Annotated in this window: 25 protein-coding genes; 18 read left to right on the forward strand and 7 right to left on the reverse strand. The window is 66.3% G+C overall.

From position 1 onward, the window contains the following. Window positions 1–19: 19 nt before the first annotated feature. The 7 genes from C5689_RS01970 to C5689_RS02000 all read left to right on the forward strand — a co-directional run bounded on the left by C5689_RS01970 (window position 20) and on the right by C5689_RS02000 (window position 8638). On the forward strand, window positions 20–961 hold the full coding sequence (locus C5689_RS01970) for a D-2-hydroxyacid dehydrogenase (protein WP_108915551.1): 942 nt from the start codon (window positions 20–22) through the stop codon (window positions 959–961). Between the two features lie 221 nt (window positions 962–1182). Next, window positions 1183–2043, forward strand: a complete 861-nt coding sequence (locus tag C5689_RS01975; RefSeq protein ID WP_108915552.1) for an NADP-dependent methylenetetrahydromethanopterin/methylenetetrahydrofolate dehydrogenase — start codon at window positions 1183–1185, stop codon at window positions 2041–2043. 17 nt (window positions 2044–2060) lie between these two features. Continuing rightward, window positions 2061–2690, forward strand: a complete 630-nt coding sequence (gene fchA, locus C5689_RS01980; protein WP_108915553.1) for a methenyltetrahydrofolate cyclohydrolase — start codon at window positions 2061–2063, stop codon at window positions 2688–2690. Between the two features lie 48 nt (window positions 2691–2738). Further along, on the forward strand, window positions 2739–3908 hold the full coding sequence (locus C5689_RS01985; protein ID WP_108915554.1) for a malate--CoA ligase subunit beta: 1170 nt from the start codon (window positions 2739–2741) through the stop codon (window positions 3906–3908). Window positions 3909–3930: 22 nt separating this feature from the next. Beyond that, window positions 3931–4818, forward strand: a complete 888-nt coding sequence (sucD, locus tag C5689_RS01990) for a succinate--CoA ligase subunit alpha (protein WP_108915555.1) — start codon at window positions 3931–3933, stop codon at window positions 4816–4818. Window positions 4819–4888: 70 nt separating this feature from the next. Further along, a complete protein-coding gene (locus tag C5689_RS01995) occupies window positions 4889–7636 on the forward strand; it encodes a phosphoenolpyruvate carboxylase (protein WP_108915556.1) in 2748 nt (915 codons plus the stop codon). Window positions 7637–7663: 27 nt separating this feature from the next. After that, on the forward strand, window positions 7664–8638 hold the full coding sequence (locus C5689_RS02000; protein WP_108915557.1) for an HpcH/HpaI aldolase/citrate lyase family protein: 975 nt from the start codon (window positions 7664–7666) through the stop codon (window positions 8636–8638). Between the two features lie 94 nt (window positions 8639–8732). On the opposite strand, the gene C5689_RS18775 is transcribed toward C5689_RS02000, so the two are convergent. Next, window positions 8733–8993, reverse strand: a complete 261-nt coding sequence (locus C5689_RS18775) for a hypothetical protein (RefSeq protein ID WP_244594543.1) — start codon at window positions 8991–8993, stop codon at window positions 8733–8735. On the opposite strand from C5689_RS18775, the gene C5689_RS02005 reads away from it, so the two are divergent. The 10 genes from C5689_RS02005 (at window position 8874) to C5689_RS02045 (ending at window position 18949) form a co-directional block, all read left to right on the forward strand. After that, window positions 8874–9194: an endonuclease domain-containing protein gene (locus C5689_RS02005; protein WP_244594542.1), complete on the forward strand. Its 321-nt coding sequence runs from the start codon at window positions 8874–8876 to the stop codon at window positions 9192–9194. The genes C5689_RS18775 and C5689_RS02005 overlap by 120 nt on opposite strands. Window positions 9195–9258: 64 nt before the next feature. Beyond that, window positions 9259–10536, forward strand: a complete 1278-nt coding sequence (locus C5689_RS02010; protein ID WP_108915558.1) for a glycerate kinase type-2 family protein — start codon at window positions 9259–9261, stop codon at window positions 10534–10536. A gap of 49 nt (window positions 10537–10585) precedes the next feature. Continuing rightward, window positions 10586–10759 (forward strand): hypothetical protein, encoded by a 174-nt coding sequence (locus C5689_RS18315; RefSeq protein ID WP_158271729.1) that lies wholly within the window; start codon window positions 10586–10588, stop codon window positions 10757–10759. Between the two features lie 11 nt (window positions 10760–10770). Continuing rightward, a complete protein-coding gene (locus C5689_RS02015; RefSeq protein ID WP_108915637.1) occupies window positions 10771–11529 on the forward strand; it encodes a metal ABC transporter ATP-binding protein in 759 nt (252 codons plus the stop codon). Further along, window positions 11519–12388, forward strand: coding sequence for a metal ABC transporter permease (locus tag C5689_RS02020; RefSeq protein ID WP_108915636.1), 870 nt, complete (start codon window positions 11519–11521; stop codon window positions 12386–12388). The genes C5689_RS02015 and C5689_RS02020 overlap by 11 nt, the downstream gene beginning before the upstream one ends. A gap of 1 nt (window position 12389) precedes the next feature. Beyond that, on the forward strand, window positions 12390–13325 hold the full coding sequence (locus C5689_RS02025; protein ID WP_108915559.1) for a metal ABC transporter substrate-binding protein: 936 nt from the start codon (window positions 12390–12392) through the stop codon (window positions 13323–13325). Window positions 13326–13408: 83 nt separating this feature from the next. Beyond that, complete coding sequence (locus tag C5689_RS02030) at window positions 13409–13957, forward strand: DUF3617 domain-containing protein (protein ID WP_108915560.1); 549 nt, start codon at window positions 13409–13411, stop codon at window positions 13955–13957. 10 nt (window positions 13958–13967) lie between these two features. Then, window positions 13968–15089: a CobW family GTP-binding protein gene (locus C5689_RS02035; protein WP_108915561.1), complete on the forward strand. Its 1122-nt coding sequence runs from the start codon at window positions 13968–13970 to the stop codon at window positions 15087–15089. Window positions 15090–15262: 173 nt separating this feature from the next. Further along, complete coding sequence (locus C5689_RS02040) at window positions 15263–17542, forward strand: NADP-dependent malic enzyme (RefSeq protein ID WP_108915562.1); 2280 nt, start codon at window positions 15263–15265, stop codon at window positions 17540–17542. A 102-nt stretch (window positions 17543–17644) separates the two neighbouring features. Continuing rightward, window positions 17645–18949, forward strand: coding sequence for a UDP-glucose dehydrogenase family protein (locus tag C5689_RS02045; protein WP_108915563.1), 1305 nt, complete (start codon window positions 17645–17647; stop codon window positions 18947–18949). A gap of 77 nt (window positions 18950–19026) precedes the next feature. On the opposite strand, the gene C5689_RS02050 is transcribed toward C5689_RS02045, so the two are convergent. The 3 genes from C5689_RS02050 to C5689_RS02060 are packed head-to-tail and all read right to left on the reverse strand — an operon-like array spanning window position 19027 to window position 21437. After that, on the reverse strand, window positions 19027–19896 hold the full coding sequence (locus C5689_RS02050) for an alpha/beta hydrolase fold domain-containing protein (protein ID WP_108915564.1): 870 nt from the start codon (window positions 19894–19896) through the stop codon (window positions 19027–19029). A gap of 6 nt (window positions 19897–19902) precedes the next feature. Then, window positions 19903–20796: a tetratricopeptide repeat protein gene (locus tag C5689_RS02055; RefSeq protein ID WP_108915565.1), complete on the reverse strand. Its 894-nt coding sequence runs from the start codon at window positions 20794–20796 to the stop codon at window positions 19903–19905. Next, complete coding sequence (locus tag C5689_RS02060; protein WP_108915566.1) at window positions 20793–21437, reverse strand: thiamine phosphate synthase; 645 nt, start codon at window positions 21435–21437, stop codon at window positions 20793–20795. The genes C5689_RS02055 and C5689_RS02060 overlap by 4 nt, the downstream gene beginning before the upstream one ends. Window positions 21438–21593: 156 nt before the next feature. Here C5689_RS02060 and C5689_RS02065 point away from each other — a divergent pair, with 156 nt between their 5' ends. Beyond that, window positions 21594–22280: a response regulator gene (locus tag C5689_RS02065; protein ID WP_108915638.1), complete on the forward strand. Its 687-nt coding sequence runs from the start codon at window positions 21594–21596 to the stop codon at window positions 22278–22280. A gap of 10 nt (window positions 22281–22290) precedes the next feature. On the opposite strand, the gene C5689_RS02070 is transcribed toward C5689_RS02065, so the two are convergent. The 3 genes from C5689_RS02070 to C5689_RS02085 form a co-directional block, all read right to left on the reverse strand. Next, window positions 22291–22554 carry a hypothetical protein gene (locus tag C5689_RS02070; protein ID WP_108915639.1) on the reverse strand — a complete coding sequence of 88 codons (264 nt, stop codon included), beginning with the start codon at window positions 22552–22554 and terminating at the stop codon, window positions 22291–22293. 104 nt (window positions 22555–22658) lie between these two features. Continuing rightward, the gene (locus tag C5689_RS02075) at window positions 22659–22955 is read right to left on the reverse strand and encodes a hypothetical protein (protein ID WP_108915567.1); all 297 of its coding nucleotides are present in this window, start codon (window positions 22953–22955) and stop codon (window positions 22659–22661) included. Window positions 22956–23536: 581 nt separating this feature from the next. Next, window positions 23537–24964: a Do family serine endopeptidase gene (locus tag C5689_RS02085; protein ID WP_108915569.1), complete on the reverse strand. Its 1428-nt coding sequence runs from the start codon at window positions 24962–24964 to the stop codon at window positions 23537–23539. Window positions 24965–25133: the final 169 nt, after the last annotated feature.

The following is a 25133-nucleotide window of genomic DNA, read 5'->3' on the forward strand; positions in this document are numbered from 1 at the left end:
TTCGGGGGAAGCAGCAAACATGTCGCACAAAATCGTCTTTCTCGATCGCGAGACGCTCGACGCCAATTTGCGCAAGCCGAATTTCCCGCACGACTATACGGAATATGCGCAGAGCTCTCCCGCCGATGTGGTCGAGCGTCTGAAGGGCGCGACCATCGCCATCACCAATAAGGTTCCGCTGCGCGAAGAGACGCTGAAGCAGCTTCCCGATCTGAAGCTGATCGCTGTCGCTGCCACCGGCACCGACGTGATCGACAAGGCCTATACGACGGCCAATGGCATCACGGTCTCCAACATCCGCAATTACGCCTACAACACGCTTCCCGAGCATGTGATCGCGCTGATCTTCGCGCTGCGCCGCAATCTCGTGAACTATGTGGATTCGGTGCGCCGCGGCCGTTGGCAGGAATCCAACCAGTTCTGCTATTTCGACTATCCGATCTATGACATCGCCGGCTCGACGCTCGGCATCATCGGCTATGGCGCGCTCGGCAAGTCGATCGCGACGCGCGCCGAGGCGCTGGGCATGAAGCTGCTCATCAATGACGTCGTTCCCGGCCCCGGCATCGTCGACATTCCGACGATTCTGCGCGAGGCCGATGTCGTCACGCTCAATCTGCCGCTGACGCCGCAGACCAAGAATCTCATCGGCGCGAAAGAGCTCGCCTCGATGAAGAAGACGTCGATCATCATCAACACCGCGCGCGGCGGCATCGTCGACGAGCAGGCGCTCGCCGATGCGCTGCGCAATGGCGTCATCGCCGGCGCGGGCTTCGACGTGCTGACCGTCGAGCCGCCCAAGCAGGGCAATATTCTGCTCGATCCGACGATTCCCAATCTCATCGTCACGCCGCATGTCGCCTGGGCCTCCAAGGAGGCGATGCAGGTGCTGGCCGATCAGCTGATCGACAATGTCGACGCTTTCGTCGCCGGCGCGCCGCGCAATCTGGTGACGGCGTAAGCGCAGTTGCAGTCTCGCGCCCGACCAGGCGTCATGGCCGGGCTCGTCCCGGCCATCCACGCCGAGAGGCGGCGGAATGGACGAGATAAAAGTTGAAATGCATGAGAACGCCGCGGGCGCCGCGCGCGATCTCATGGCGTGGATGGCCGGGACGAGCCCGGCCATGACGAGCCCGACAAGACCAGCCCGGCAATGACGGCCAGCCTTTCGCAGGAACTGATATGACCCAGAAGCTGCTCTTCCTTCTCGACACCGATGCGGTCCCGAGCGTGTTCGACACGGTCGTCGCCTATGACGGCGGCGCGGATCACGTCATCGGCTACGCCAATGTGACGCCTGCGAATGTTGGCGCGCTGGTCGATGGCGCGATCTACACGCGCGGTCCGAAGGAGAAGCAGTTCACCGCGCTCTTCGTGGGCGGCGGCGATATGGTCGCCGGCGAGACCTTGTTCAAAGCGGTGCGCAAGCGCTTCTTCTCGAATTTCCGCGTCTCCGTGATGCTCGACTCCAACGGCTCCAATACGACGGCGGCCGCGGGCGTGGCGCTGCTCGCCAAGGCCAAGCCGCTCGCCGGCAAGAAGGCCATCGTGCTCGCCGGCACCGGCCCGGTGGGTCTGCGCGCCGCGGCCTTCCTGCATTCGGAGGGCGCCGAGGTCGCCATCACCTCGCGCCAGAAGTCGCGCGCCGACGCTGCGGCGGCCGCGCTACAGGAGCGTTTCGGCTTCACGCCCACCGCGGTCGAGGCGGTGGACAACGCCGCCCGCGCCGCGGCGGTGAAGGGAACCAATATCGTCTTCGCGGCGGGCGCCATCGGCGTGCAGCTGCTGGAAGAGAAGGATTGGCAGAACGATCCGACGATCGAGCTGCTCGCCGACGTCAATGCGCAGCCGCCGCTCGGAATCGGCGGCGTCGAGGCGACCGACAAGGCGAAGGAGCGTCACGGCAAGATCGTCATCGGCGCGCTCGGCGTCGGCGGCTTGAAGCTGAAGCTGCATCGCGCCTGCATCGGCCAGCTGTTCGAAGCCTCGGACAAGGTGCTCGACGCCGAGGAAATCTACGCGCAAGCCAAGGCCAACGCCTGACCTGAGGATCGACGAGAATGACCAAGGACGAAACGATCGGCAAATTTCTCGACGATCTCGCCAGCGAGCGCCCGACGCCGGGCGGCGGCGGCGCCGCCGCGGTGATGGGCGCGATCGGCGCGGCGCTGGTGTCGATGGTCGCCAATCTCACCATCGGCAAGAAGAATTACGAAGCCGTCGAGGAAGATCTGAAAGCGGCCCGGGCCGAGGCGGAGCGCGTTCGCGCCGAGCTGACCGCGGCGATCGAGGAAGACGTCGTCGCCTTCAATTCTGTGATGGGGGCCTATGGCCTGCCGCGCGCCACTGATGAGGACAAGGCCGCGCGCTCGGCCGCCATTCAGGCCGCGCTGAAGGACGCCACGCTCGCCCCTCTTCGCGCCGTGAAAGCCTGCTTCGAGGTGATCGTTCTCTCCGAGGCCGCTGCCGACAAGGGCAATCTCAACGTTATCAGCGACGCCGGCGTCGCCGTTCTCGCGGCCAATGCCGGATTGCGGAGCGCCGCTCTCAACGTCTACATCAATGCAAAGGCGATCAAGGATCGCGATTTCGCCGAAAAGCAGATCGCCGAAGTCGAGGCTCTGCTGGCCGCGGCGGCCGAGAAGACGGAGGCCGTCTACAAGGTCGTGAGAGACAAGATCGGCTCGTGAGATTTCGTCGCGCGAAGCGGCGACAAAAACTGCAAGGGGAGAGGGAACATGGACGTCCATGAGTATCAAGCCAAGGAATTATTGGCGAGCTGCGGCGTCGCCGTGCCCCCCGGCACCGTCGCTTTCAGCCCCGACCAGGCCGTTTACGCGGCGACCGAGCTCGGCGGCTCGCATTGGGTGGTGAAGGCGCAGATTCACGCCGGCGCGCGCGGCAAGGCCGGCGGCGTCAAGCTGTGCCGCACCTATCACGAGGTTCAGCAGGCCGCGCGCGAATTGCTCGGCAAGCGTCTCGTCACCAAGCAGACCGGGCCGGAAGGCAAGCCGGTGCAGCGCGTCTATGTCGAGCTCGCCGATCCTTACGAGCGCGAGCTGTATCTCGGCTTCGTGCTCGACCGTAAGCTCGAGCGCGTGCGCGTCATCGCCTCCAAGCATGGCGGCATGGAGATCGAGGAGATCGCCAAGACCGATCCCGACGCTATTCTTCAGGTCATCGTCGAGCCGGCCGTCGGCCTCCTGCCCTTCCAGGCGCGTGAGCTGGCCTTCCAGCTCGGCTTGAACCTCAAGCAGGTCTCGCGCGCGGTTCAGTCGATCCTCGGCGCCTATCGCGCGTTCCGCGACAATGACGCGACCATGCTGGAGATCAATCCGCTGGTCGTCACCAAGGACGACAAGGTTCTCGCGCTCGACGCGAAAATGTCCTTCGACGACAACGCCCTGTTCCGTCGCCGCAACATCGTCGACATGAACGATCCCTCGCAGTCCGACCCGCGCGAGGCGCAGGCGCTCGAGCATTCGCTCAATTACATCGGACTCGACGGCGAGATCGGCTGCATCGTCAACGGCGCCGGCCTCGCAATGGCGACGATGGATATGATCAAGCACGCCGGCGGCAATCCGGCGAACTTCCTCGATGTCGGCGGCGGCGCCTCGGCCGAGCGCGTCGCGACGGCTTTCCGTCTCGTGCTCTCCGACGCCAATGTGAAGGTAGTGCTGGTCAACATCTTCGCCGGCATCAATCGCTGCGACTGGGTCGCGCAGGGCGTCATCGACGCGGTGAAGGCGACGAACATCACCGCGCCGCTCGTCGTGCGTCTCGCCGGCACCAATGTCGAGGCCGGCCGCAAGCTACTCGACGAGAGCGGCATCAATGTCATCACCGCCGATTCGCTGGCCGACGCCGCCCAAAAGGCCGTCGCCGCTTGGCGCTCCGTGAAGTGAGCGGCGTGGCCGGGAGGAAATAATGAGCATTCTGATCGACGAAAAAACGCCCATCCTCGTCCAGGGCATCACCGGCGACAAGGGCAGCTTCCACGCCAAGGAGATGATCGACTACGGCACGAATGTCGTCGCCGGCGTCACTCCGGGCAAAGGCGGGAAGACCGTGCATGGCGTGCCGATCTTCGACACGGTGCGCGAGGCGGTGAAGCAGACCGGCGCGACCACCAGCATCACTTTCGTGGCCCCGCCATTCGCGGCCGACGCGATCATGGAGGCGGCGGACGCCGGCATTCATCTCATCTGCTCCATTACCGACGGTATTCCGGCTCAGGACATGATGCGCGTGAAGCGCTATTTCCTGCGCTATCCGCGCGAGCGCCGGCCGATGATGGTCGGGCCGAACTGCGCCGGCATCATCAGCCCCGGCAAGGCCATGCTCGGCATCATGCCCGGCCATATCTACAAGCAGGGCAATGTCGGCCTCATCTCGCGCTCCGGCACGCTCGGCTATGAGGCGGCCTCGCAGCTCAAGGAGCTCGGGCTCGGCATCTCGACCTCGGTCGGCATCGGCGGCGATCCCATCAACGGCTCGTCCTTCCTCGATCATCTCGTGCTGTTCGATCAGGACCCGGAGACGGAAGCCGTGCTGATCATCGGCGAGATCGGCGGTCCGCAGGAGGCCGAAGCCGCGGCCTGGATCAAGGAGAATTTTTCGAAGCCCGTCGTCGGTTTCGTCGCCGGCCTAACGGCGCCCAAGGGTCGCCGCATGGGCCATGCCGGCGCGATCATTTCGGCGACCGGCGACAGCGCCGCGGAGAAGACCGAGATCATGAAGTCCTATGGCCTCACCGTCGCGCCGAGCCCGGCCGAGTTCGGCTCGGCCGTCGCCGCCGTGCTGAAGCGCGCGTGACACGAGACACGCCTCTTCCCGCGCCGCGGGGAGAGGCTCCCATTCGCCTCACCATAGCCAGGGAGACTGCATGACCGCCGACCAGAAGGTCTTGTCCGAATCGACTTCGTCCGCCGCTCCCTCGGCGCTGGCGACGCGATCGGTCAAAGAGGCGGCGGCCTTTCTGTTCGACCAGCTCGTCGGCGTAGCGCAGCGCCATCAGCCGGAGATCGCGCCCGTGCTGCGCGGCTTCGCCTCCTCCGCCGGTCTGCCCCCGGCGCTGCTGGGGCGCGCCCTGCAGGCGCAAGGCATTTGGTTCCAGCTTCTGTCGATCGCCGAGCAGGCCTCGGCCATGCGCCGCCGCCGCACCATAGAGCGCGCCAAGGGCCGCGACGAATTGCTCGGCTCCTTCGCCCATGTTCTCGCCGACGCCGCCAAGGCCGGCGTCACCGCCGACGAGATTCGCGCGCAGCTCAAATCGCTGCGCATTCGCCCGGTCATCACCGCGCATCCGACCGAGGCCAAGCGCGTCACCGTCCTCGAGAAGAATCGCAAAATCTATCTGCTGCTCAAGGATCTCGAATCTTCGCGCTGGACCGATCGCGAGCGCGCCGCCCGTATCGGCGCCGTCGGCGATCAGATCGAGCTCTTGTGGCTCACCGGCGAATTGCATCTCGAGAAGCCGACAGTCGAGCACGAGGTCGCCTGGGGCCTGCATTTCTTCGCCGAAAATCTCTTCGATCTCGCGCCGGAAATGCTCGCCTCCTTCGAGAGCGCGCTCGCCGCTCATTATCCCAATGAGCGCTTCGACATCACGCCCTTCTTCCAATTCGGCTCCTGGATCGGCGGCGACCGCGACGGCAATCCTTTCGTCACCAATGCGGTGACGCGCGAGACCATGGTCGTCAACGCGCTCGCCAGCCTCGACTATTACCGCCAGCGCATTCTCGATCTCGCGCGCGTGCTGTCGATCAGCGAGCGCTCGGCGACGATCCCGGCCGAGTTCCGCGCCGCGCTCGAGGCGGAGCTCGCGCAGGTCGAGGACGCCGCGCGAATCCGTACGCGCAATCAGGGCGAGGCCTTCCGCCAATATCTCACCTGCGTGCTGCGCAAGCTCGACGAGACGATCCTCACCACCAAGGGCGAAGGCCGCGGCAAGGCGCGCTACGCCAACGCCGACGAGCTGATCCGCGATTTGCGCGCTCTCGAGCAGGCGCTGACCGAGAGCCGCAGCCCTTCGCTCGCCAATGACATGGTGCGGCCGGTGCGGCGCGCGGTGGAGATCTTCCGCTTCAGCACCGTGCGTCTCGATCTGCGCGAGAACACGACGCGCACCAATAATGCGCTGCGTGATATCTATCGCATCAAGACCGGCAAAGACGCCCCGGACGTGGATTCGCCCGAGTGGCAGGCTTGGCTCATCGCCGAGCTGGCGCAGCCGCGCAATGGCCTTCCGCTCACCGGCCTCGCGCCGGAGTCGCAGGACACGCTCGACATGTTCGCGCTGGTCGCGGACATGCGCTCGCGGCTCGATCGCGAGGCCTTCGGCAGCTTCATCCTCTCCATGACGCATTCGGTCGCCGATGTTCTCGGCGCCTATGTGCTGGCCAAGCATGGCGGGCTCTATCTCGACGACGCCGGCCTCGAGCTGTGCACCCTGCCGATCGTGCCCTTGTTCGAGACGATCCCCGATCTGCGCGCCGCGCCCGTCATCATGCGCGAGCTCTTGCGCGTGCCGGTCGTGCGCCGCAGCACGCGCTGGCAGGGCAATGTGCAAGAGGTGATGATCGGCTATTCCGACTCCAACAAGGACGGCGGCTTCATGTCGTCCAACTGGGAGCTGGCGAAAGCGCAATCGAAGCTCACGCGCCTCGGCGAGGAGCTGGGCGTGGCCATCGCCTTCTTCCACGGCCGCGGCGGCTCGGTCAGCCGCGGCGGCGCGCCGACCGGACACGCCATCGCCGCGCAGCCGGCGGGCTCCATTCGCGGCCGCTTCCGCGTGACGGAGCAGGGCGAGGTCGTCTCCTTCAAATACGCCAATCGCGGCACGGCCTCCTATCAGCTCGAGCTGCTGGCGAGCAGCGTCTTCGCCCATGCGCTGAAGTCGGAGCGCGAGGACGCGCTCGTTCCCCGCGCGGAGTTCGACGATGCGCTGGAGGCGCTCTCCGGCGCCTCGCTCGCGGCCTATGGCAAATTCATCGCCGATCCCGATCTCGTCGCCTATTTCCAGGCGGCGAGCCCGCTCGAGGAAATCTCGCTGCTCAATATCGGCTCGCGGCCGGCCCGTCGCTTCGGCGCGCGCAGCCTCGCGGATCTCCGCGCTATCCCTTGGGTCTTCGCCTGGGCGCAGAATCGTCACGCCATCACCGGCTGGTATGGCGTCGGCTCCGGCCTCGCCAGCTTCATCGAGGTGCGCGGCGAGCGCGGCCTGCAGCTGCTGCATCGCATGTTCGAGGATTCGCGGCTCTTCCGCCTCATTCTCGATGAGGTGGAGAAGACGCTGGCGATGGTCGATCTCTCCATCGCGCGGCAATACGCCTCGCTGGTCGCCGACGAAGCCGTGCGCAAGAAGATCTTCTCGGCGATCGAGGCCGAATATCACCTCACTTGCGAGAGCGTGCTGCGCATCACCGGCGGCGGCGAGATCGGCGCGCGCTTCACCGACTATCAGGCGCGGCTCGCGCATCGCCTCGCCACCATCAATGAAGTCAACCGCGAGCAGGTGGAGTTGCTGCGCCTGTTCCGCACCACCGAAGAGGAAGCGCTGAAGGAGGAATACAAGTCGGCTCTGCTGCTGTCGATCAGCTGCATCGCCGCCGGCCTCGGCGCCACCGGATAAACTCTTACACAGGGAAAGGGAGTCATCATGAGTTTCACTTTGATCGAGCAGGCGACGCCGCGTCTCCATCGCTCCGAGCTGGCCGTTCCGGGCTCCGCCCCGGGCATGTTCGAGAAGGCCGCGGCCTCCAAGTCCGACCAGGTCTTCCTGGACCTCGAGGACGCGGTCGCTCCGGACGACAAGGAGCAGGCGCGCAAGAACATCATCCAGGGCCTCAACGAGATCGATTGGGGCTCCAAGACCATGACGCTGCGCATAAACGGCCTCGACACGCATTACGCCTATCGCGATGTGGTCGACGTCGTCGAGAACTGCCCGCGTCTCGACGTGATCCTCATTCCGAAGGTCGGCGTTCCGCAGGACGTCTACGCCATCGACATGCTGGTCACGCAGATCGAGAGCTACAAGAAGCGCACCAAGCGCATCGGCTTCGAGCTCTTGATCGAGACCGCGCTCGGCATGGCCAATGTCGAGGCGATCGCTCAGGCTTCGAAGCGCAATGAGGCGCTCTCCTTCGGCGTCGCCGACTATGCGGCCTCGACCCGCGCCCGCACCACCGTCATCGGCGGCGTGAACCCGGATTACGGCGTTCTCTCGGACAAGGACGCCGAGGGCAATCGCCAGTATTTCTGGGCCGACCAGTGGCACGCCGCGCAGACGCGCTTCCTCGTCGCCGCGCGCGCCTATGGCCTGCGTCCGATCGACGGTCCCTTCGGCGATTTCGGCGATCCGGACGGCTATATCGCCGCCGCCAAGCGCGCCGCGGTCCTCGGCTTCGAGGGCAAGTGGGCGATTCATCCCTCGCAGATCGATCTGGCCAATCAGGTCTTCACCCCCTCTGAGGCGGAAGTGAAGAAGGCCCGCCGCATCCTCGAGGCGATGGAGCAGGCCGCCAAGGAAGGCCGCGGCGCCGTGTCTCTCGACGGCCGCCTGATCGACATCGCCAGCATCCGCATGGCGCAGGCGCTGATCGACAAGGCGGATCAGATCGGCGCTGCGTAAGCAGCCGAATCGTCGGGTTCATCCTTCTCCCACTCATGGGAGAAGGTGGCCCGGCCATAGGGCGTCCTTTAGGACGCCCGTCGCAAGCGACGGGCTATGGCCGGGTCGGATGAGGGCTCTTCATGCCCGCACGAGTCTCGAAGTCGAAGACAGCATTCGCACGCAGCTTGCGGCGTGAGATGACGAACGCCGAGGAATTCTTTGGCGTTCCTTGCGCAATTCTGGGCTCGAGGGTCTGAAATTCCGGCGGCAAGTCCCCGTCGGGAACTATGTCGTGGATTTCCTCCGTGTCGAACTCCGGCTGATCGTCGAGCTCGACGGCCGGCCTCACGAACAAGAAGACCAACGCCGCCATGACGCGATCCGGGATCGCTGGCTGTGTGAACAGGGTTACCAAGTGCTCCGCCTAGACAATGACCTCGTCATCGGCGGCGGAAATATTCCGTTGGAGCGGATTCGGGAGGCGATCGCAAATCGTCCCGGACCCTCATCCGACCCGACTTCGTCGGGCCACCTTCTCCCACAAGTGGGAGAAGGGAGAACACGAAGATCGTAGCGCGCCCCTTTCTTCTCCCGCCGAGCGGGAGAAGGGAGAACGTCGAGATTCAGGGATTCGGTCTATGTCTGACGATTACCGCACGCTTCTCCGTGCCATGTTCGACGCCGCTGTCGGCGCGGCGCATCCGTCCGTCTGCCTGCCAGCCTTCCTCGAGAAGATCGCGCCGCCCAAAGGCCGCACCATCGTCGTCGGCGCGGGCAAGGCGGCGGCCTCCATGGCCGCGGCGGTCGAAGCGCATTGGCCGCATCCGATCGAGGGCCTCGTCGTCACCCGTTACGAGCATGGCGCTCCCACCTCCAAGATCGAGGTGATCGAGGCCTCGCATCCGGTGCCGGACGCCGCCGGCCGCGCCGCCGCGGGCCGTATCCTGCAAAAAGTTCAGGGCCTCACCGAGGATGATCTCGTGCTCGCGCTCATCTCCGGCGGCGGCTCGGCGCTGATGGCGCTGCCGGCGGACGGCGTCAGCCTCGAGGAGAAGCAGGCCGTCAACAAGGCGCTGCTGAAAAGCGGCGCGACCATTTCCGAGATGAATTGCGTGCGCAAGCACCTCTCCGCCATCAAGGGCGGACGTCTCGCCCGCGCCGCCGCGCCGGCCAAGGTCGTCGCGCTGATGATCTCCGACGTGCCGAATGACGATCTCTCCGTCATCGCCTCCGGCCCCACAGTGCCGGACCCGACGACGCGCCAGGACGCGCTCGCCGTCATCGCCAAATATAAGATCGATGCGCCGGCCGCCGTGCTCGCCTATCTGTCGACCGACGCCTGCGAGACGCCCAAGCCCGGCGACAAGATTTTCGATCGCGTCGAGAACATTCTCGTCGCGACGCCGCAAGGCTCGCTGGACGCCGCCGCCGCAGTGGCGAGCAAGGCCGGCTTCACGCCGCTCATCCTCGGCGATCTCGAGGGCGAATCGCGCGATGTCGCGCTGGTGCATGCCGGCATCGCCCGGCAGATCGCCCGCCATGCGCAGCCGATCGCGCCGCCCGTCGCCATCATCTCCGGCGGCGAGACCACCGTCACTGTGCGCGGCAATGGCAAGGGCGGCCGCGACGCCGAGTTCCTGCTGGCGCTGACGCTGGCGCTCGAGGGGTTCGGCGGCATTTCCGCCATCGCCTGCGACACGGACGGGATCGACGGCAGCGAGGACAATGCCGGGGCGATCATGACCGCCGACAGCTTCGCGCGGGCGGCGGCGCAGGGCGTCGATCTCAAGGCGCTGTTCGCCAATAATGACGCCTATACCGCCTTCGAGAAGCTCGGCGATCTGCTCGTCACCGGCCCGACCCGCACCAATGTGAACGACTTCCGCGTCATTCTGGTGCCCGGGCGCGCGAGTTGACGGCATTCCGAGCTTGCCGGCGTCGGGTGTAATAATATAACATTCGGAAATGAACCGTCCGCAGTCGGCGCTTTTCCATAAGCACGCGCCCGCCGCTCACGCGCAGGCCGCGCGCCCCGACGACCGCGTCTCGTTCCTGCGCCTCTCGGCGGGCGAGCGGCTCCTCGCCGCCGCCGCCGTATCGGCGTTGCTGTGGGCCGGCGTCTATTGGGCGCTGAACTGAAGGCGCGATTCATGAGCGCTGGAGCGATCCGGCTGGAGAATGTGACGCTCGGCTATGAGCGCCGCCCGGCGGTGCATCATCTTTCCGGCGTCGTCGAGGCCGGCGCGGCGCTCGCCGTCTGCGGGCCCAATGGCGCCGGCAAATCCACCCTGCTGAAAGGCCTCGCCGGTCTGCTCGCGCCGCTCGGCGGGCGCATCGCCTTCGACGGGCTCGCGCCGCGCGATATCGCCTATCTGCCGCAGGCGGCCGAGATCGATCAGGCCTTTCCGATCGATGTGCTGGATTTCATCTGCATGGGCGCGATGCGCCGCATCGGCCTCTTCGGCCGCATCGGGCCGCAGGAGCGCGCGCGCGTCGCCGCGGCGATCGCCGCCGTCGGTCTCGACGGCTTCGAGGACAGGCAGATCGGCACGCTCTCCGGCGGCCAGATGCAGCGCGCGCTGTTCGCGCGGCTTTTGGTCGAGGATCGCCCGGTCATTCTGCTCGATGAGCCTTTCGGCGCCATCGACGCCGCCACCATCGACGATCTGGTGCGAATCATCGCCCGCTGGCGCGAGGAGCGCCGCACCGTGATCGCGGTTCTGCACGAGCTCGATCTCGCCCGCCGGGTCTTTCCGCAGGCGCTGCTGCTGGCGCGCGAGCCCCTGTTCTGGGGCGCGACGCAAGAGGCCTTGTCCGAGGCCCGCCTCGCCGAGGCGAGTCGCATGGTCGAGGCTTTCGACCGCGATGCGGAGGAATGCCGGCGCGACGAGACTCCCGATGCTGCATGATCTCTTCATCGCGCCTTTCTTCGATTATGAGTTCATGCGCCGCGCCCTCATCGGCGCGGTGGCGCTCTCCATCTCCGGCTGTCCGCTCGGCGTGTTTCTCATTCTGCGGCGCATGTCGCTGGCCGGCGACGCGCTCTCGCACGCCATATTGCCGGGCGCGGCGCTCGGCTATCTCGCCTGCGGCCTGTCGCTGCCGGCCATGACCTTCGGCGGCCTGCTCGCCGGCCTCGCCGTCGCCGTCGCCTCGAGCGCGGCGGCGCGTTGGACCGCCCTGCGCGAGGATGCTTCGCTCGCGGCTTTCTATCTCGTCTCGCTCGCGCTCGGCGTCGCCCTCGTCTCGCTCAAGGGCTCGAATGTCGATCTCCTGCATGTGCTGTTCGGCTCGGTGCTGGCGCTCGACGACGCCACTCTGATCTTCCTCGCCGCCATTGCGAGCGTCACGCTCGCGGCGCTCGCGCTCGCCTATCGGGCGCTGGCGCTGGACACTTTCGATCCTTTGTTCGCGCGCCGCGTCACGCCTTTGGGGGAATGGATTCCCTTCGCCTTTCTGGCGCTGGTGGTGCTCAATCTGGTGGCCGGATTCCACGCGCTCGGCACGCTGATGGCGGTTGGAATCATCATGCTGCCGGCCGCCTCGGCGCGGCTGTGGACCCGCGGTCTCACCGGGGCCCTGCCGCTGGCGGCGGCGATCGGCGCCGCCTCTTCCTATTTCGGCCTCGTCCTGTCCTTCCACTCCGGCCTCGCCGCGGGGCCGGTGATCATCCTCATGGCGGGCGGCGCTTACTTCCTCTCTTTGATTTTCGGAAAGACAGGCGGCGTGATTCGCTTGCGGAGGCCGAAGCGACATTTGGAGGGATGACATGGAATCGTTGCGCGAGACGTCCTCGAAATTTCCCCGCCCCCTGAGCCTTGCGACGCGTCGCGCTGTCCTCGCGACGCTCGCGCTTTTCGCCTCGCCGCTGCGCGCCCAGCCCGCGCCGCCGCCGCCCCCCCGGCTTCCCGTCGTCGCCAGCTTTTCTATTCTCGGCGATCTCGTCCGCATCGTCGGCGGCGATCGCGTCGACGTCGCGACCATTGTCGGGCCGGACGGCGACGCCCATGTCTATCAGCCGAGCCCGCAGGACGGGCGCCGCCTCGCCGCGGCGAAGCTCGTCTTCGTCAACGGCCTCGGCTTCGAAGGTTGGATCGACCGCCTCGTCTCCGCCTCCAAGACAAAGGCGCGCATCGTCACCGTGAGCCGGGCCGTCACGCCGCGCAAAGATGGCGAGGGGGTCGATCCGCACGCCTGGCAGGATGTCGCCAATGTGAAAATCTATGCCGCCAACATAAGAGACGCTCTCATAGAGGCCGATCCCGACGGCGCCGAGCGCTATAAGGTCAATGCGGCGCAATATCTCCATGCGCTCGGCGCGCTCGACGCCGAGATCGTCGCGGCGATCGACGCCATTCCGCGGGCGCGCCGCCGCGTCGTCTCCACCCATGACGCTTTCGGCTATTTCGCCGCGCGCTATGGCGTGGAATTCATCGCCCCGCAGGGCGTCTCCACCGACGCCGAGGCGAGCGCGCGCGATATCGCCCGCATCGTCGATGCTGTGAAGGCGCATAAGGTCGCGGCTGTGTTCCTCGAGAATGTCGTCGATCCGCGCTTCGCCAAGCGCATCGCCGCGGAAACGGGAGCCAAGGTCGGCGGCACGCTCTATTCGGACGCGCTCTCCGCGCCGGACGGCCCGGCGCCGAACTATCTTCGGCTGATGCGCTTCAATGTGACGCAATTGACCCAGGCGCTGAGGCCCTGACGTCGCCGACGACTTTCGGCCGGATTTTCGTCTATACTGCGCGAAGGGCGCGAGATTGCCGCGCGTCGCGGAGCCTTGTTCTCATGCATTGTCCCTTTCCTCTCGGCGCCGGCGCCATCTTGGCCTTGTCCGTCGTAGCCGCCGCGGCGGACGAGATTCCGCGCCGCAAGGCGGGGCTGTGGCGGATCGAGCATACGCAGGGCGCCGCCTCGCGCCTCGTCGGACCGATGGAGACCTGTGTCGACGAGAAGACCGACGACCTCTTGCGCCAGCGCTTCGGCGGGCAGGAGCAGCAATGTGAGAAGATGAGCTTTCGGCGAGAGGGCGACAAATATCGCATGAGCTCGGTCTGCAAGATCGGCGACCGCGTGGCGACGACGGAGGGGACTTTCACCGGCAGTTTCCAGTCCGCCTATCGCGCCGAGCTGCATATGACTTTCGACCCGCCGTTGTCCTCGCGCGCCCCCTCCGACATTGTGATGGAGGCGAAATGGCTCGGTCCCTGCAAGCCGGGGCAGAAGCCCGGCGATGTGGACGCGCCGGCGCTGAAGGCGCTCGGCGGCCCGGGCGGACAGATGAACATGCAGGAGCTCATGAAAATGCGCGATCAGCTCCGCAAAGGCGCGCAATAGGAGCAGCCCCTTGACCGACAAGATTCCCGTCACCGTCCTCACCGGCTATCTCGGCGCCGGCAAGACGACTCTTCTCAACCGCATTCTCACCGAGCAGCACGGGCGGCGCTACGCCGTCATCGTCAATGAGTTCGGCGAGATCGGCATAGACAATGACCTCGTCGTCGGCGCCGACGAGGAAATCTTCGAGATGAACAATGGCTGCATCTGCTGCACCGTGCGCGGCGATCTCATCCGCATCATCGAAGGTCTGCTGAAGCGCCGCGGCAAATTCGACGCCATCATCGTCGAGACGACCGGCGTCGCTGATCCGGCGCCGGTGGCGCAGACATTCTTCGTCGACGCTGATGTGAAGAAGGCGGCGCGGCTCGACGCGGTGGTGACGCTCGCCGACGCGAAGTTTTTGGCGCAGCGCCTGGCCGATGCGCCGGAGGCGAAAAATCAGATCGCTTTCGCCGATGTGATCGTGCTGAACAAGACCGATCTCGTGACGCGCGAGGAGCTCGCCGAGGTGGAGGGCCGCATTCGCGCCATCAATCCTTATGCGACGCTGCATCGTGCGGTGAAGGCCGATGTGCCGATCGCGGCGGTGCTGGAGCGCAATGCTTTCGATCTCGATCGCATATTGGAGATCGAGCCGCGCTTCCTCGAGGCGGAGGATCGCGATCATCACGATCATGGTCACGGCAATCATCACCATGAGCATGAGCATGACCATGACCATGAGTGCGGGCCGGATTGCGGCCACGATCATCATCACGAGCACGAACATCACGCGCACGCGCATCACGACGATCACCGCCATGGGCTGAAGCATTATCACGATGAGGAGATGGGCTCGGTCTCCATCCTTCACGAGGGCGAGCTCGATCCCAATGTCTTCGTGCCCTGGCTCAATGAATTCGTGCAGCGCGAAGGCGCGGATATTCTACGCTGCAAGGGCATCGTCGCCTTCACGGGCGAGCCGAAGCGCTTCGTCTTCCAGGGCGTGCATATGATTTTGGACGGCGATCTGCAGCGCGACTGGCGCCCGGACGAAAAGCGCAGCGCCCGCCTCGTCTTCATCGGCCGCAAGTTGAAGGAAGAGGCGATCCGCGAGAGCTTCGAGACGGAAGTGCTGCGGCGGACGTAGCTTCCGACGCTCTCCGGGGGCCTGCGGCGGATTTTTGCCGGCCGAAAGACGACGCCCGTCGCGCGCGCGACGGGCGGAAGCGGCGCGCCGCCGCGACCTTCGGCATATTGTCGTCGCAAACCTCTTGCTAACTGCCGCCGGCAATCCGATGATTCGGAACGAGAGGGTGAAAAATGGCCGAAAAGCCGCCGAAACGCGAACGTCCGGTCTTCACCGACAAGGAGGCGCTGCTCTATCACTCGCGCGGGCGCCCCGGCAAAATCGCCGTCGTGCCCACCAAGCCGATGGCCACGCAGCGCGATCTCTCGCTCGCCTATTCGCCCGGCGTCGCCGCGCCCGTGCTGGCCATAGCGGAAAGCCCGTCCCTCGCTTTCGACTATACGGCCAAGGGCAATCTCGTCGCCGTCATCACCAATGGCACGGCGATTCTCGGCCTCGGCAATCTCGGCGCGCTCGCGGCCAAGCCCGTGATGGAAGGCAAGGCGACCTTGTTCAAGCGCTTCGCCGATATCGACTCCATCGATCTCGAGATCGACACGCAGGAGGTGGAGGCCTTCATCGCCGCCGTGCGCTATCTCGGCCCTTCCTTCGGCGGCATAAATCTCGAGGATATCAAAGCGCCCGAGTGCTTCGTCATCGAGGAGCGCCTGCGCGAATTGATGGACATTCCGGTCTTTCACGACGATCAGCACGGCACGGCGATCATCTCCAGCGCCGGCCTCTTGAATGCGCTGCATCTCACCGGCCGCGACATAAAGAACACGCGCCTCGTCTGCAATGGCGCGGGCGCTGCCGGCATCGCCTGTCTCGATCTCGCCAAGGCCATGGGTTTCGCGCCGCAGAATGTCATTCTCTGCGACACGAAAGGCGTCGTCTATCGCGGCCGCGTCGAGGGCATGAATCAATGGAAGAGCGCCCATGCCGTCGAGACGAGCGCGCGCACGCTCGCCGAGGCGCTGGACGGCGCCGATATTTTCTTCGGCCTCTCGGTGAAAGGCGCGCTGACGCCCGACATGTTGAAGACCATGGCGCCGGACCCGATCGTCTTCGCAATGGCCAATCCCGATCCCGAGATCACGCCGGAGGAGGCGCTCGCCGCGCGGCCGGACGCCATCGTCGCCACGGGACGCTCCGACTATCCCAATCAGATCAACAATGTTCTGGGGTTCCCGTATATTTTCCGCGGCGCGCTCGATGTGCGCGCCAAGACGATCAATATGGAAATGAAGATCGCCGCGGCGAAAGCCCTCGCCGAGCTCGCGCGTGAGGATGTGCCGGACGAGGTCGCCAACGCCTATCAGGGCGCGCGCCCGCGCTTCGGCCGCGACTATATCATCCCCGCGCCTTTCGATCCGCGCCTCATCTCCATCGTGCCGCCGGCGGTGGCGCGCGCCGCGATGGATTCGGGCGTCGCGCGCCATCCGATCGTCGATATGAACGTCTATCGCGCCGAGCTGTCCGCGCGGCGCGATCCGATCGCCGGGCTGATGCACACGATCTATGACCGCGTGCGGCGCGATCCCAAGCGCGTCGTCTTCGCCGAGGGCGAGGAGGAGCAGGTCATTCGCGCCGCGCTCTCCTTCGTCGCGCAAGGATTGGGCCGCGCCATTCTCGTCGGCCGCGAGGAGCGCGTGGCGCAGATGGCCAAGAGCGCCGGATTGGAGCTCGGCGATCAGATCGAGGTGCACAACGCCAAGCTCTCCTCGCGCAATGGCGTCTATGCGCAATTTCTGTTCGAGCGGCTGCAGCGCAAGGGCTATTTGTTCCGCGATTGCCAACGCCTCATCAACACCGACCGCAATCATTTCGCTGCGGCCATGGTGGCGCAGGGCGACGCCGACGCGATGGTGACGGGCGTCACCCGCAATTTCTCCAATGCGCTCGAAGATGTGCGCCATGTCGTGGATCAGAAGCCGGGACACAGGCTCATCGGCGTCTCGCTGGTGCTGGCGCATGGGCGCATCGTCGTCGTCGCCGACACGGCGATCACCGAAATGCCGGAGGCCGCCGACCTCGCCGATATAGCGATAGAGGCGGCCGGGGTGGCGCGGCGCATCGGCCTCGAGCCGCGCGTCGCCATGCTGGCCTTCTCTACTTTCGGCTATCCGCCGGGCGAGCGCACCGCCCGCGTCCATGATGCGGTGCGCGCGCTCGACGCTCGACGCGTCGATTTCGAATATGAGGGCGAAATGGCGGCCGATGTGGCGCTCAATCGCCACGCAATGGCGGCCTATCCGTTCTCACGTCTCAGCGACACCGCCAATGTGCTGGTCATGCCGGCCTTTCATTCGGCCTCCATTTCGACCAAAATGCTCCAGGAGCTGGGCGGGGCGACCGTGCTCGGTCCCTTGATCGTCGGGCTCGACAAGCCGATCCAAATCGTTCAATTGGGCGCGACCGACGCCGATATCGTCAATATGGCCGCTTTGGCGGCTTTCGGGGTCGGAGGTTAGGGCCGGCCCGCCGGCGCGCGGCCCGAACTGCCATTTTGTCATGGCGACGAAATAGTTTCGCTGCAATGACACTCCATTGGACCGAATGAGAGACCACATACGATGAACATCACCATGATCGGATCGGGCTATGTCGGCCTCGTATCCGGCGCCTGCTTCGCCGATTTCGGCCATGTCGTGACCTGCGTCGACAGCGACGCCTCCAAGATCGAGCGGCTGCTGCGCGGCGAAATTCCGATCTACGAGCCCGGCCTCGACGAGCTCGTCGCCAATAATGTGAAGCAGAACCGCCTGTTCTTCACCACCGATCTCACCCCCGCCGTGCGCGGCGCGGACGCTGTGTTCATCGCCGTCGGCACGCCCTCGCGCCGCGGCGACGGCCATGCCGATCTCTCCTATGTCTACGCCGCCGCCGAGACGATCGGCCGCGCGCTCGACAAATTCACCGTCATCGTCAACAAATCCACCGTGCCGGTCGGCACGGGCGACGAGGTCGAGCGCCTCATCCGCGAGGTCAATCCCAAGGCCGATTTCGCGGTCGTCTCCAATCCGGAATTTTTGCGCGAAGGCGCGGCGATCGAGGATTTCAAGCGCCCGGACCGCGTCGTCATCGGCGTCGAGGACGACCGCGCCCGCGAGGTGATGGCGGAAATCTACCGTCCGCTGAGCCTCAACCAGCCGCCGCTGGTCTTCGTCGGCCGCCGCACTTCCGAGCTCACCAAATATGCGGCCAACGCCTTTCTCGCCACCAAGATCACCTTCATCAACGAGGTCGCCGACCTCTGCGAGAAAGTGGGCGCGGATGTGCAGGATGTCGCGCGCGGCATCGGCCTCGACAATCGTATCGGCTCGAAATTCCTGCACGCCGGGCCGGGCTATGGCGGCTCCTGCTTCCCCAAGGACACGCTCGCCCTGCTGAAGACCGGCCAGGACTATTCCGCGCCGCTGCGCATCGTCGAGACTGTCGTTGCGGTCAATGATTCCCGCAAGCGCGCCATGGCGCGCAAAGTGATCTCGGCGCTCGGCGGCTCGGTGCGCGGCAAGAAGATCGGCCTGCTCGGCCTCGCCTTCAAGCCCAATACCGACGACATGCGCGACGCGCCTTCGCTCGCCATCGTGGCCTCGCTCGCCGGTGACGGCGCCAAGGTCCACGCCTATGACCCCGAGAGCATGGGTCAGGCGAAGCCGCTGATGCCGGAAGTGACCTTCTGCGACGACCCTTATCAGACGGCGGAAGGCGCCGATGCGCTGGTCATCGTCACCGAATGGGACGCGTTCCGCGCGCTCGATCTCGATCGCGTCAAGACGCTGTTGAAGACGCCGGTGATCGTCGATCTGCGCAACATCTACCGCGCGGCCGACATTCGCAAACGCGGCTTCACCTATCTGAGCGTCGGCCGCGAGTAAGGCGGAATACGATAGAATATCGAGCCGCTCGCCCGGCGCTCCTCCCGCTCGCGCGGGGAGAGCGCCGGGCGGGCGGCTCAGTCTCCGGCGTAGCGCGCGAGAAACGCGGCCGCTTCGCGCAGCGAGGCGCGCGCCTCCGGCATGAAGGCGACGCCCAATTGCCAGCCATGCGGCACAGACGCGAAAATCGTCAGCTCCACTTTTGTTCCCGCCGCTGCGGCGCGCTCGGCGAGACGGCGCGAATCGTCCAGCAGCAGCTCGTCCGCGCCCACATGCAATAGAAGCGGCGGCAGGCCGGAGAGATCGCCGAACAGCGGCGAGGCTTCGAGCTCGCGCGTGCTCGCCTCGCCGAGATATTGCCGCGCGGCCAGCCGCAGCGCGCGCCGCGTGAAGATCGGGTCTTTCCCCTCATTGTCGCGCGTCGAGGCGCCGCTCGCGGAAAGATCGGTCCAGGGCGAGAACAGCGCCGCCGCGCGCGGCAACGGCAGGCCGCGTGCGCGCAGCCGCAGCATCAGCGCCAGCGCCAATCCGCCGCCGGCGGAATCTCCGGCGAGCATGAGCGGCCCCAGCGCCGCGAGGCGCTCATAGGCGGCGGTCACATCGTCGAGCGCGGCCGGAAAACGATGCGCGGGCGCCAGCCGATAGGCGGGGGTGAAGACGTCGAAACCGGCCCGCGCGAAAAAACGCGCGGTCGAGCGGTAGAGACGCGGCGAGCCGGCCATGAAGGCGCCGCCGTGCAGATAGAGCAGCGTCGCCGCCTCGGCGGAGCCCGTTCTGACCCATTCGCCGGGCGTTTGCGGATCGGTCTCGGCGGCGCCGGCCGGGGGCCAGGGCCAGCGCAGATTCAGCGCCTGGACGGCCGCTTCGTCTCCCGCCTCGCCGCAAAGGCGCGGACGCAGCGAGCGCCGCAGGACCGCGCGCGACAAATGCGCCGCAAGGCTCGCCATGGCGCGCTATTTCGTGGCGGCCGGCGCGGCGGGCGCGGGCTTTTGCGCGGCCGCTGTGGCCGCCGCCAGCAGTGCGTCGAGCTTGTCGTCGACGAGGCCGGCCGCCTTGGCGCGGCTGTTCCACAGCATGGCCTCGGAATGATTTTTCTCGACTCCGAGTCCTTCCGCCAGCAAGCGCGCCAGCCGATTTTGTGCGACGATATTGCCGGCCGTGGCCGCCCGCCGCAGCAGCTTTACCGCATCGGCGCGGTCGCGCGTGACGCCGACGCCGTTGAACTCCATGATCGCGAATTCCACCATGGCGGCGGTGTGGCCGGCCTCGGAGGCCTTGCGCAGCCAATTGGCCGCCTCGGCGGGATCGGCGGCGGCCCCGCGGCCGGTCTTATAGAGCAGCGCCAGCGCATAGGCGGCGTCGGAATTGTCGAGCTGCGCCGCGCGCCGGAAATAGCCGATGGCGCGCGCAAAATCGGGCTCCTTGCCGTCGTTCTCGAGCGAGGCCTCGCCGAGCAGCTCGAGCGCCGCCGGATGGTCCTGCGCTTTCTCGAGATAGGCGCGGGCGAGCGCGTGGTCCTTGGCGATGTCGCGGCCGGTGAGCGCCGCCGCGCCGAAGAAATAGGCCGCGTCCCTGCCGCCGGCGTCGGCGGCGCGGCGAAACCATTGCATCGCCTGCGCCCGGTCGCGCGCCACGCCTTGCCCATCGAGATAGAGCCGGCCGATCAAGGTCAGAGCGGCGGCGTCCTTGGGATTTGCGGCGAGGCGCTTCTCCGCCTCGCCTCTGGCGGCGACGAAGTCACCGCGCTGATAGGCCCCGAAGGCGAGATCGGCGGCGGGCGGCGTCGACTCGGCGGCCGGGGCGGGGCTCGCCAGCAGGGCGAGAGCGAGGGCGAGTCGCGCTCTCATCGCCCCGCCTCGCGGGCGAGCCGCGCAGCGTCGCGAACGGCCTCGGCGGGGCCGCGGGGATCGTCCCACACGGCCTCGGCCAGCAAAACGAATTCCGCGCCGGCGGCGGAGAGTGGGCCGACCTCCGCGAGGCTGCGCGCAAAGGCGACGCAGGGCGTGTTGAAAATCTCCGCCCACCAGGCGACGCGCTCGGCGGTCCATTCGAGCGGCGGCGGCGCGCCATTCTCGCCGACATCGCCGAAGAGGAGATAATCCGCGCCCGCCTCGCCGGCCCGCATCGCCTCGTCGCGGGTCGAAAGACCGCCCACCCCGACGATATAATCCGGCGAGAGGCGCTTCGACGCCGCGGCGAGGCGCTTCTCGTCATAGGGAAGATGCAGCCCGTCCGCGCCGCAGCGCGAGACGAGCTCTGGATCGCCCTCGATCAGCAGAGCGACGCCTGCGGGCTGCGTGATTTCGGCGATGGCGCCCACGGCGCGCTCCGCCGCCGACCCTTCCAGATTGTCTAGGCGCAGCAGCAGGCTCGCGACCTCGGCGGCCGCGAGCGCCGCGGCGAGGCGCGGCAAAAAGGCCTCGACCTCGGCGAGGCGGGGCGTCGCCAGATAGAGGCGGGCGAAGTCTTCGGATTGAGCTTGCGTCATCGGCTCGTTTCTAGTGCGCTTTCCGATCGAACGGAATCGTTCGATCGTTCGGCGGTGGCGGCGGCCGGATCAATTCGGCGCGAATCGGCGCCGTTGTATGGCGCCGCGGAGCGGATTATGCGACTGCGGCAGAGAAAGACAGAGCGGCGAAACGGCATGAGCGGCCCGCGCATATTGATCGTCGACGACGAACCGCAAATGTTGCGCGTGCTGCGGCCCGCGCTCGCCGCCAGCGGCTATGAGACGCTGGAGGCCGCGACCGGACGTGAGGCGCTGAAGGCGATCGCCGCCCATGCCCCGGACGCGGTTCTGCTCGATCTCGGCCTGCCGGATATGGACGGCAAGGAGGTTCTGCGCCGGGCGCGCGCCTTTTCACAGGTTCCGATCATCATTCTCTCGGCGCGCGAGCGCGAGGCGGAGAAGATCGCGGCGCTGGACGCCGGCGCCGACGATTATGTGGAAAAGCCCTTTTCGATCGGCGAATTGCTGGCGCGTTTGAGGGCCGCGTTGCGTCATGGCGGGAAAACCGCGGCCGAGGCGAGCGAGATAGAAAGCGGCGGGCTGCGCATCGATCTCGGCCGGCGCCTCGTGACCCGCAACGGCGTCGTCGTGAAGCTGACGCCCAAGGAATATGAGCTGTTGGCGACGCTCTCGCGCCATGCCGACCGCTTGCTCACCCATCGGCAGATATTGACGGCGGTATGGGGCCCCGCCCATGGCGAAGACACGCAATATTTGCGTGTCTTCATCGGCCAATTGCGCGCCAAGATCGAAGAAGACGCCGCGGCGCCGAAAATCCTCGTGACCGAGCCCGGAGTCGGCTATCGTTTCGTGCGGCTATGACAGCGAAAGCTCAACGCGTCTTGCGGCAGACGACGCGCAGCGCCTTGCCCTCGGCGAGCCCGCCGTGGGATTCGACCGGGACGTAACGGCAGCGGTCTTCCGCGTGCTCGGCGATGGCGAAGACGGCCGGCTCGGCGATCGGCGTAGCATTGCGCGACAGCAGCGCCTTGGTCCCGGCGAGGGCGACGGTCGCGCCGAGAATGACGAAGGCGATCTTCACGGCGGAAGCGGTCTCGACGGGGCGCGACGCGAATTCGGTGACGGCGAAGGTCATTGTCTCATCCTCGGAAGGCGCGTCCGGGCGGCTCGCCCAGCGCATGAGGGGGGTTTTACGACGGCCGAGGCCCGGCGTTTGTGCGCGAGGACACAGAGCGACGATCAAAACGCCTTGCGGCAGATCCAACGCGTGACATGGCCGCGCACGCCATAGCCTTCGTCGATCTCGACCACGACGCGGCGACAGACGTCCTGCGTCGTCTCGGCGTCGGCGAGAGCGACGGATTCGGCGATCGGCGCGACGGGCGCGCTCGGGAGAATGGGGGCGGCGACGCTCCTTGCCGTGAAAGCCTTGGCGCCGGCGAGCGCGACAGTGGCGCCGAGAATGACGAAAGCCATCCGCATGGCGGCGGCGGTCTGCACAGGGCGCGAAGCGAGTTCCGAAACGGCGAAGGTCATTGTCTCTACTCCCCCAGCGTCGCGGGCTTCATGCCCGTCGAACGATGCTGTTTCTAAGGGAGCGGCGGCTGCGTGTTTGTGCGTAGGCGCACAGGGGAGAAAATCGCGTCAGTCACGCACGACGGCGCCGCCGATGAGACGGTCGTAATAGGCGTCGGCTCCGCGCGCCATCGCGCAGCAATCCATCGTCTCGGATGGAGAACATGAAAGACCCTTGGACGAAATAGACGCAAAGACGAGGGCGACAGTCAGCGATCCGCTTGCGAGCGGATAGGATTGTTCGCGCCCCACACCGGCGATCGATCGCCGTCGAAAGGCGCGAGACTGAGACAATAGCGAGCGATGATTACGCCGTCACCCCGAGTGACGACATGCTTGACGGAACGAATCGTGTAACGCCTCGACGTCGTTGCGGAGCCGGGCGGATCGTTCGGATCGAGGCGCGGCCAGCCTTCGTCGTCGAAGCGCTCTCCGACCGCCACGGCCGGAAATGGGGTCGCCGCGCTCAAAATCGCGATCGGGCGATGCTCGCCCGAAATGTCGCAGAGCTCCAAGCGATATCCGATGCGATCGGCGCCGCCTCACCCGCCCACCACCGTCGTAATCACCTGCCCCTCGCGGGCGAGCGTGATCTTCCAATAATAATGGCGGTTGATCGTCGCCCGCTCGAGGTCGCGCGTCGTTCCGATCTTCTCGTCATTGACGACGAGAATCACGTCGCCCTTTTGCAGATTGAGCTGCGCGGCGACCGACTGCGGATCGATCTCCGCCACCACGACGCCATTGGCCGCGCCCTGCACGGAGAATTCCTCTAGCACGGCGGGCGAGATATTGACGACCGTCGCGCCGGCGAAGGGCGAAGGGCCTTTCACCTTCACCGCGTCGCGCGCGGGGACTTCCGGGGCGGCGGAGAGCCTCAGAGGCACGGCGATGGTCTTGCCGGCGCGCAGCACGCCGAGCGTCGCCTGTCCGCCGAGCGGCTTGGTGGCGAGGCGATAGCCGACCGCCTCTGGATCGTCCGCCGATTGTCCGTCGACGGCGACGATGACGTCGCCGCGCTTCAAGCCGGCCTCCAGCGCCGGGCCCTTGGGGTAGAGATCGGCGATCAGCGCGCCGGCGGGGCGCTCGAGGCCGAGGCTGTCGGAAATCTCCTTGGAGAGATTTTGCAGCGTCGCGCCCAGCCACGGGCGCTTGACCTGCTTGCCGCCGCCCTTGGCCGCCGCCACGACGATCTTGACCATATTGACGGGGATGGCGAAGCCGATGCCGACCGAGCCGCCCGATTTGGAGAAGATCGCCGAATTTATGCCGATGACGCGTCCGCTCATATCGACGAGAGGGCCGCCGGAATTGCCGGGATTGATGGAGGCGTCGGTCTGGATGAAGAAGCCATAGTCGGAAATGCCGACCTGCGTGCGCGCCAGCGCCGAGACGATGCCCTGCGTCACCGTCTGCCCGACGCCGAAAGGATTGCCGATGGCGAGGACGAGGTCGCCGACCTCGAGCGCGTCCGAATCGCCGAGCTCCATCATCGGATAGGTCGCGGCCTCGGTCAGCTTCAGCACGGCGAGATCGGTGCGCGGATCGCGCAGCAGGATTTTCGCCGGTATCTCGCGCTTGTCGGAGAGCGAGACCTTCACGTCGGTCATGCCTTCGATGACGTGATTATTGGTGACGACCAGGCCGGAGGCGTCGACGATGACGCCGGAGCCGAGCGATTGCGCCGTCGGCCCGCGCTGGCCGCCGCCGCCCTCGCCGAAGAAACGGCGGAAGATCGGATCGTCGAAGAAGGGATTGGCCGGCCGCTGCTCGACGCGCGTCGCGAAGACATTGACGACGGCGGGCGTCGCTTTTTTCACGATGGGCGCGAAGGATAGAACGACATCGGCGCGCGAATGCGGCAGCGCGCGCTCCTGCTGTGGCGCGATCAGCGTCTCCGCCCGCGCCGCCGGCGCGCCGAGCGCGAGAATGGCGAGAGCCGCAATGAATTGGCGCCGAAGAAAAATCATCGATCGTCCTCTCGGGGTGAGATTCGTCGGGGTGAGATTCGTTCCCGCATATTAGCCCGAAAAGCGTCAGACTCGTGGAATTCGCATGAGCGCGTAGGGGCGGGTGAAGAATTCGAACGTCGTCCGCGCCACAGGCTTGCGCGGCTCGGGCTTCTCTATTACCGGATGC

This window comes from Methylosinus sporium (genome assembly GCF_003113265.1).
GTDB classification, from domain to species: domain Bacteria; phylum Pseudomonadota; class Alphaproteobacteria; order Rhizobiales; family Beijerinckiaceae; genus Methylosinus; species Methylosinus sporium.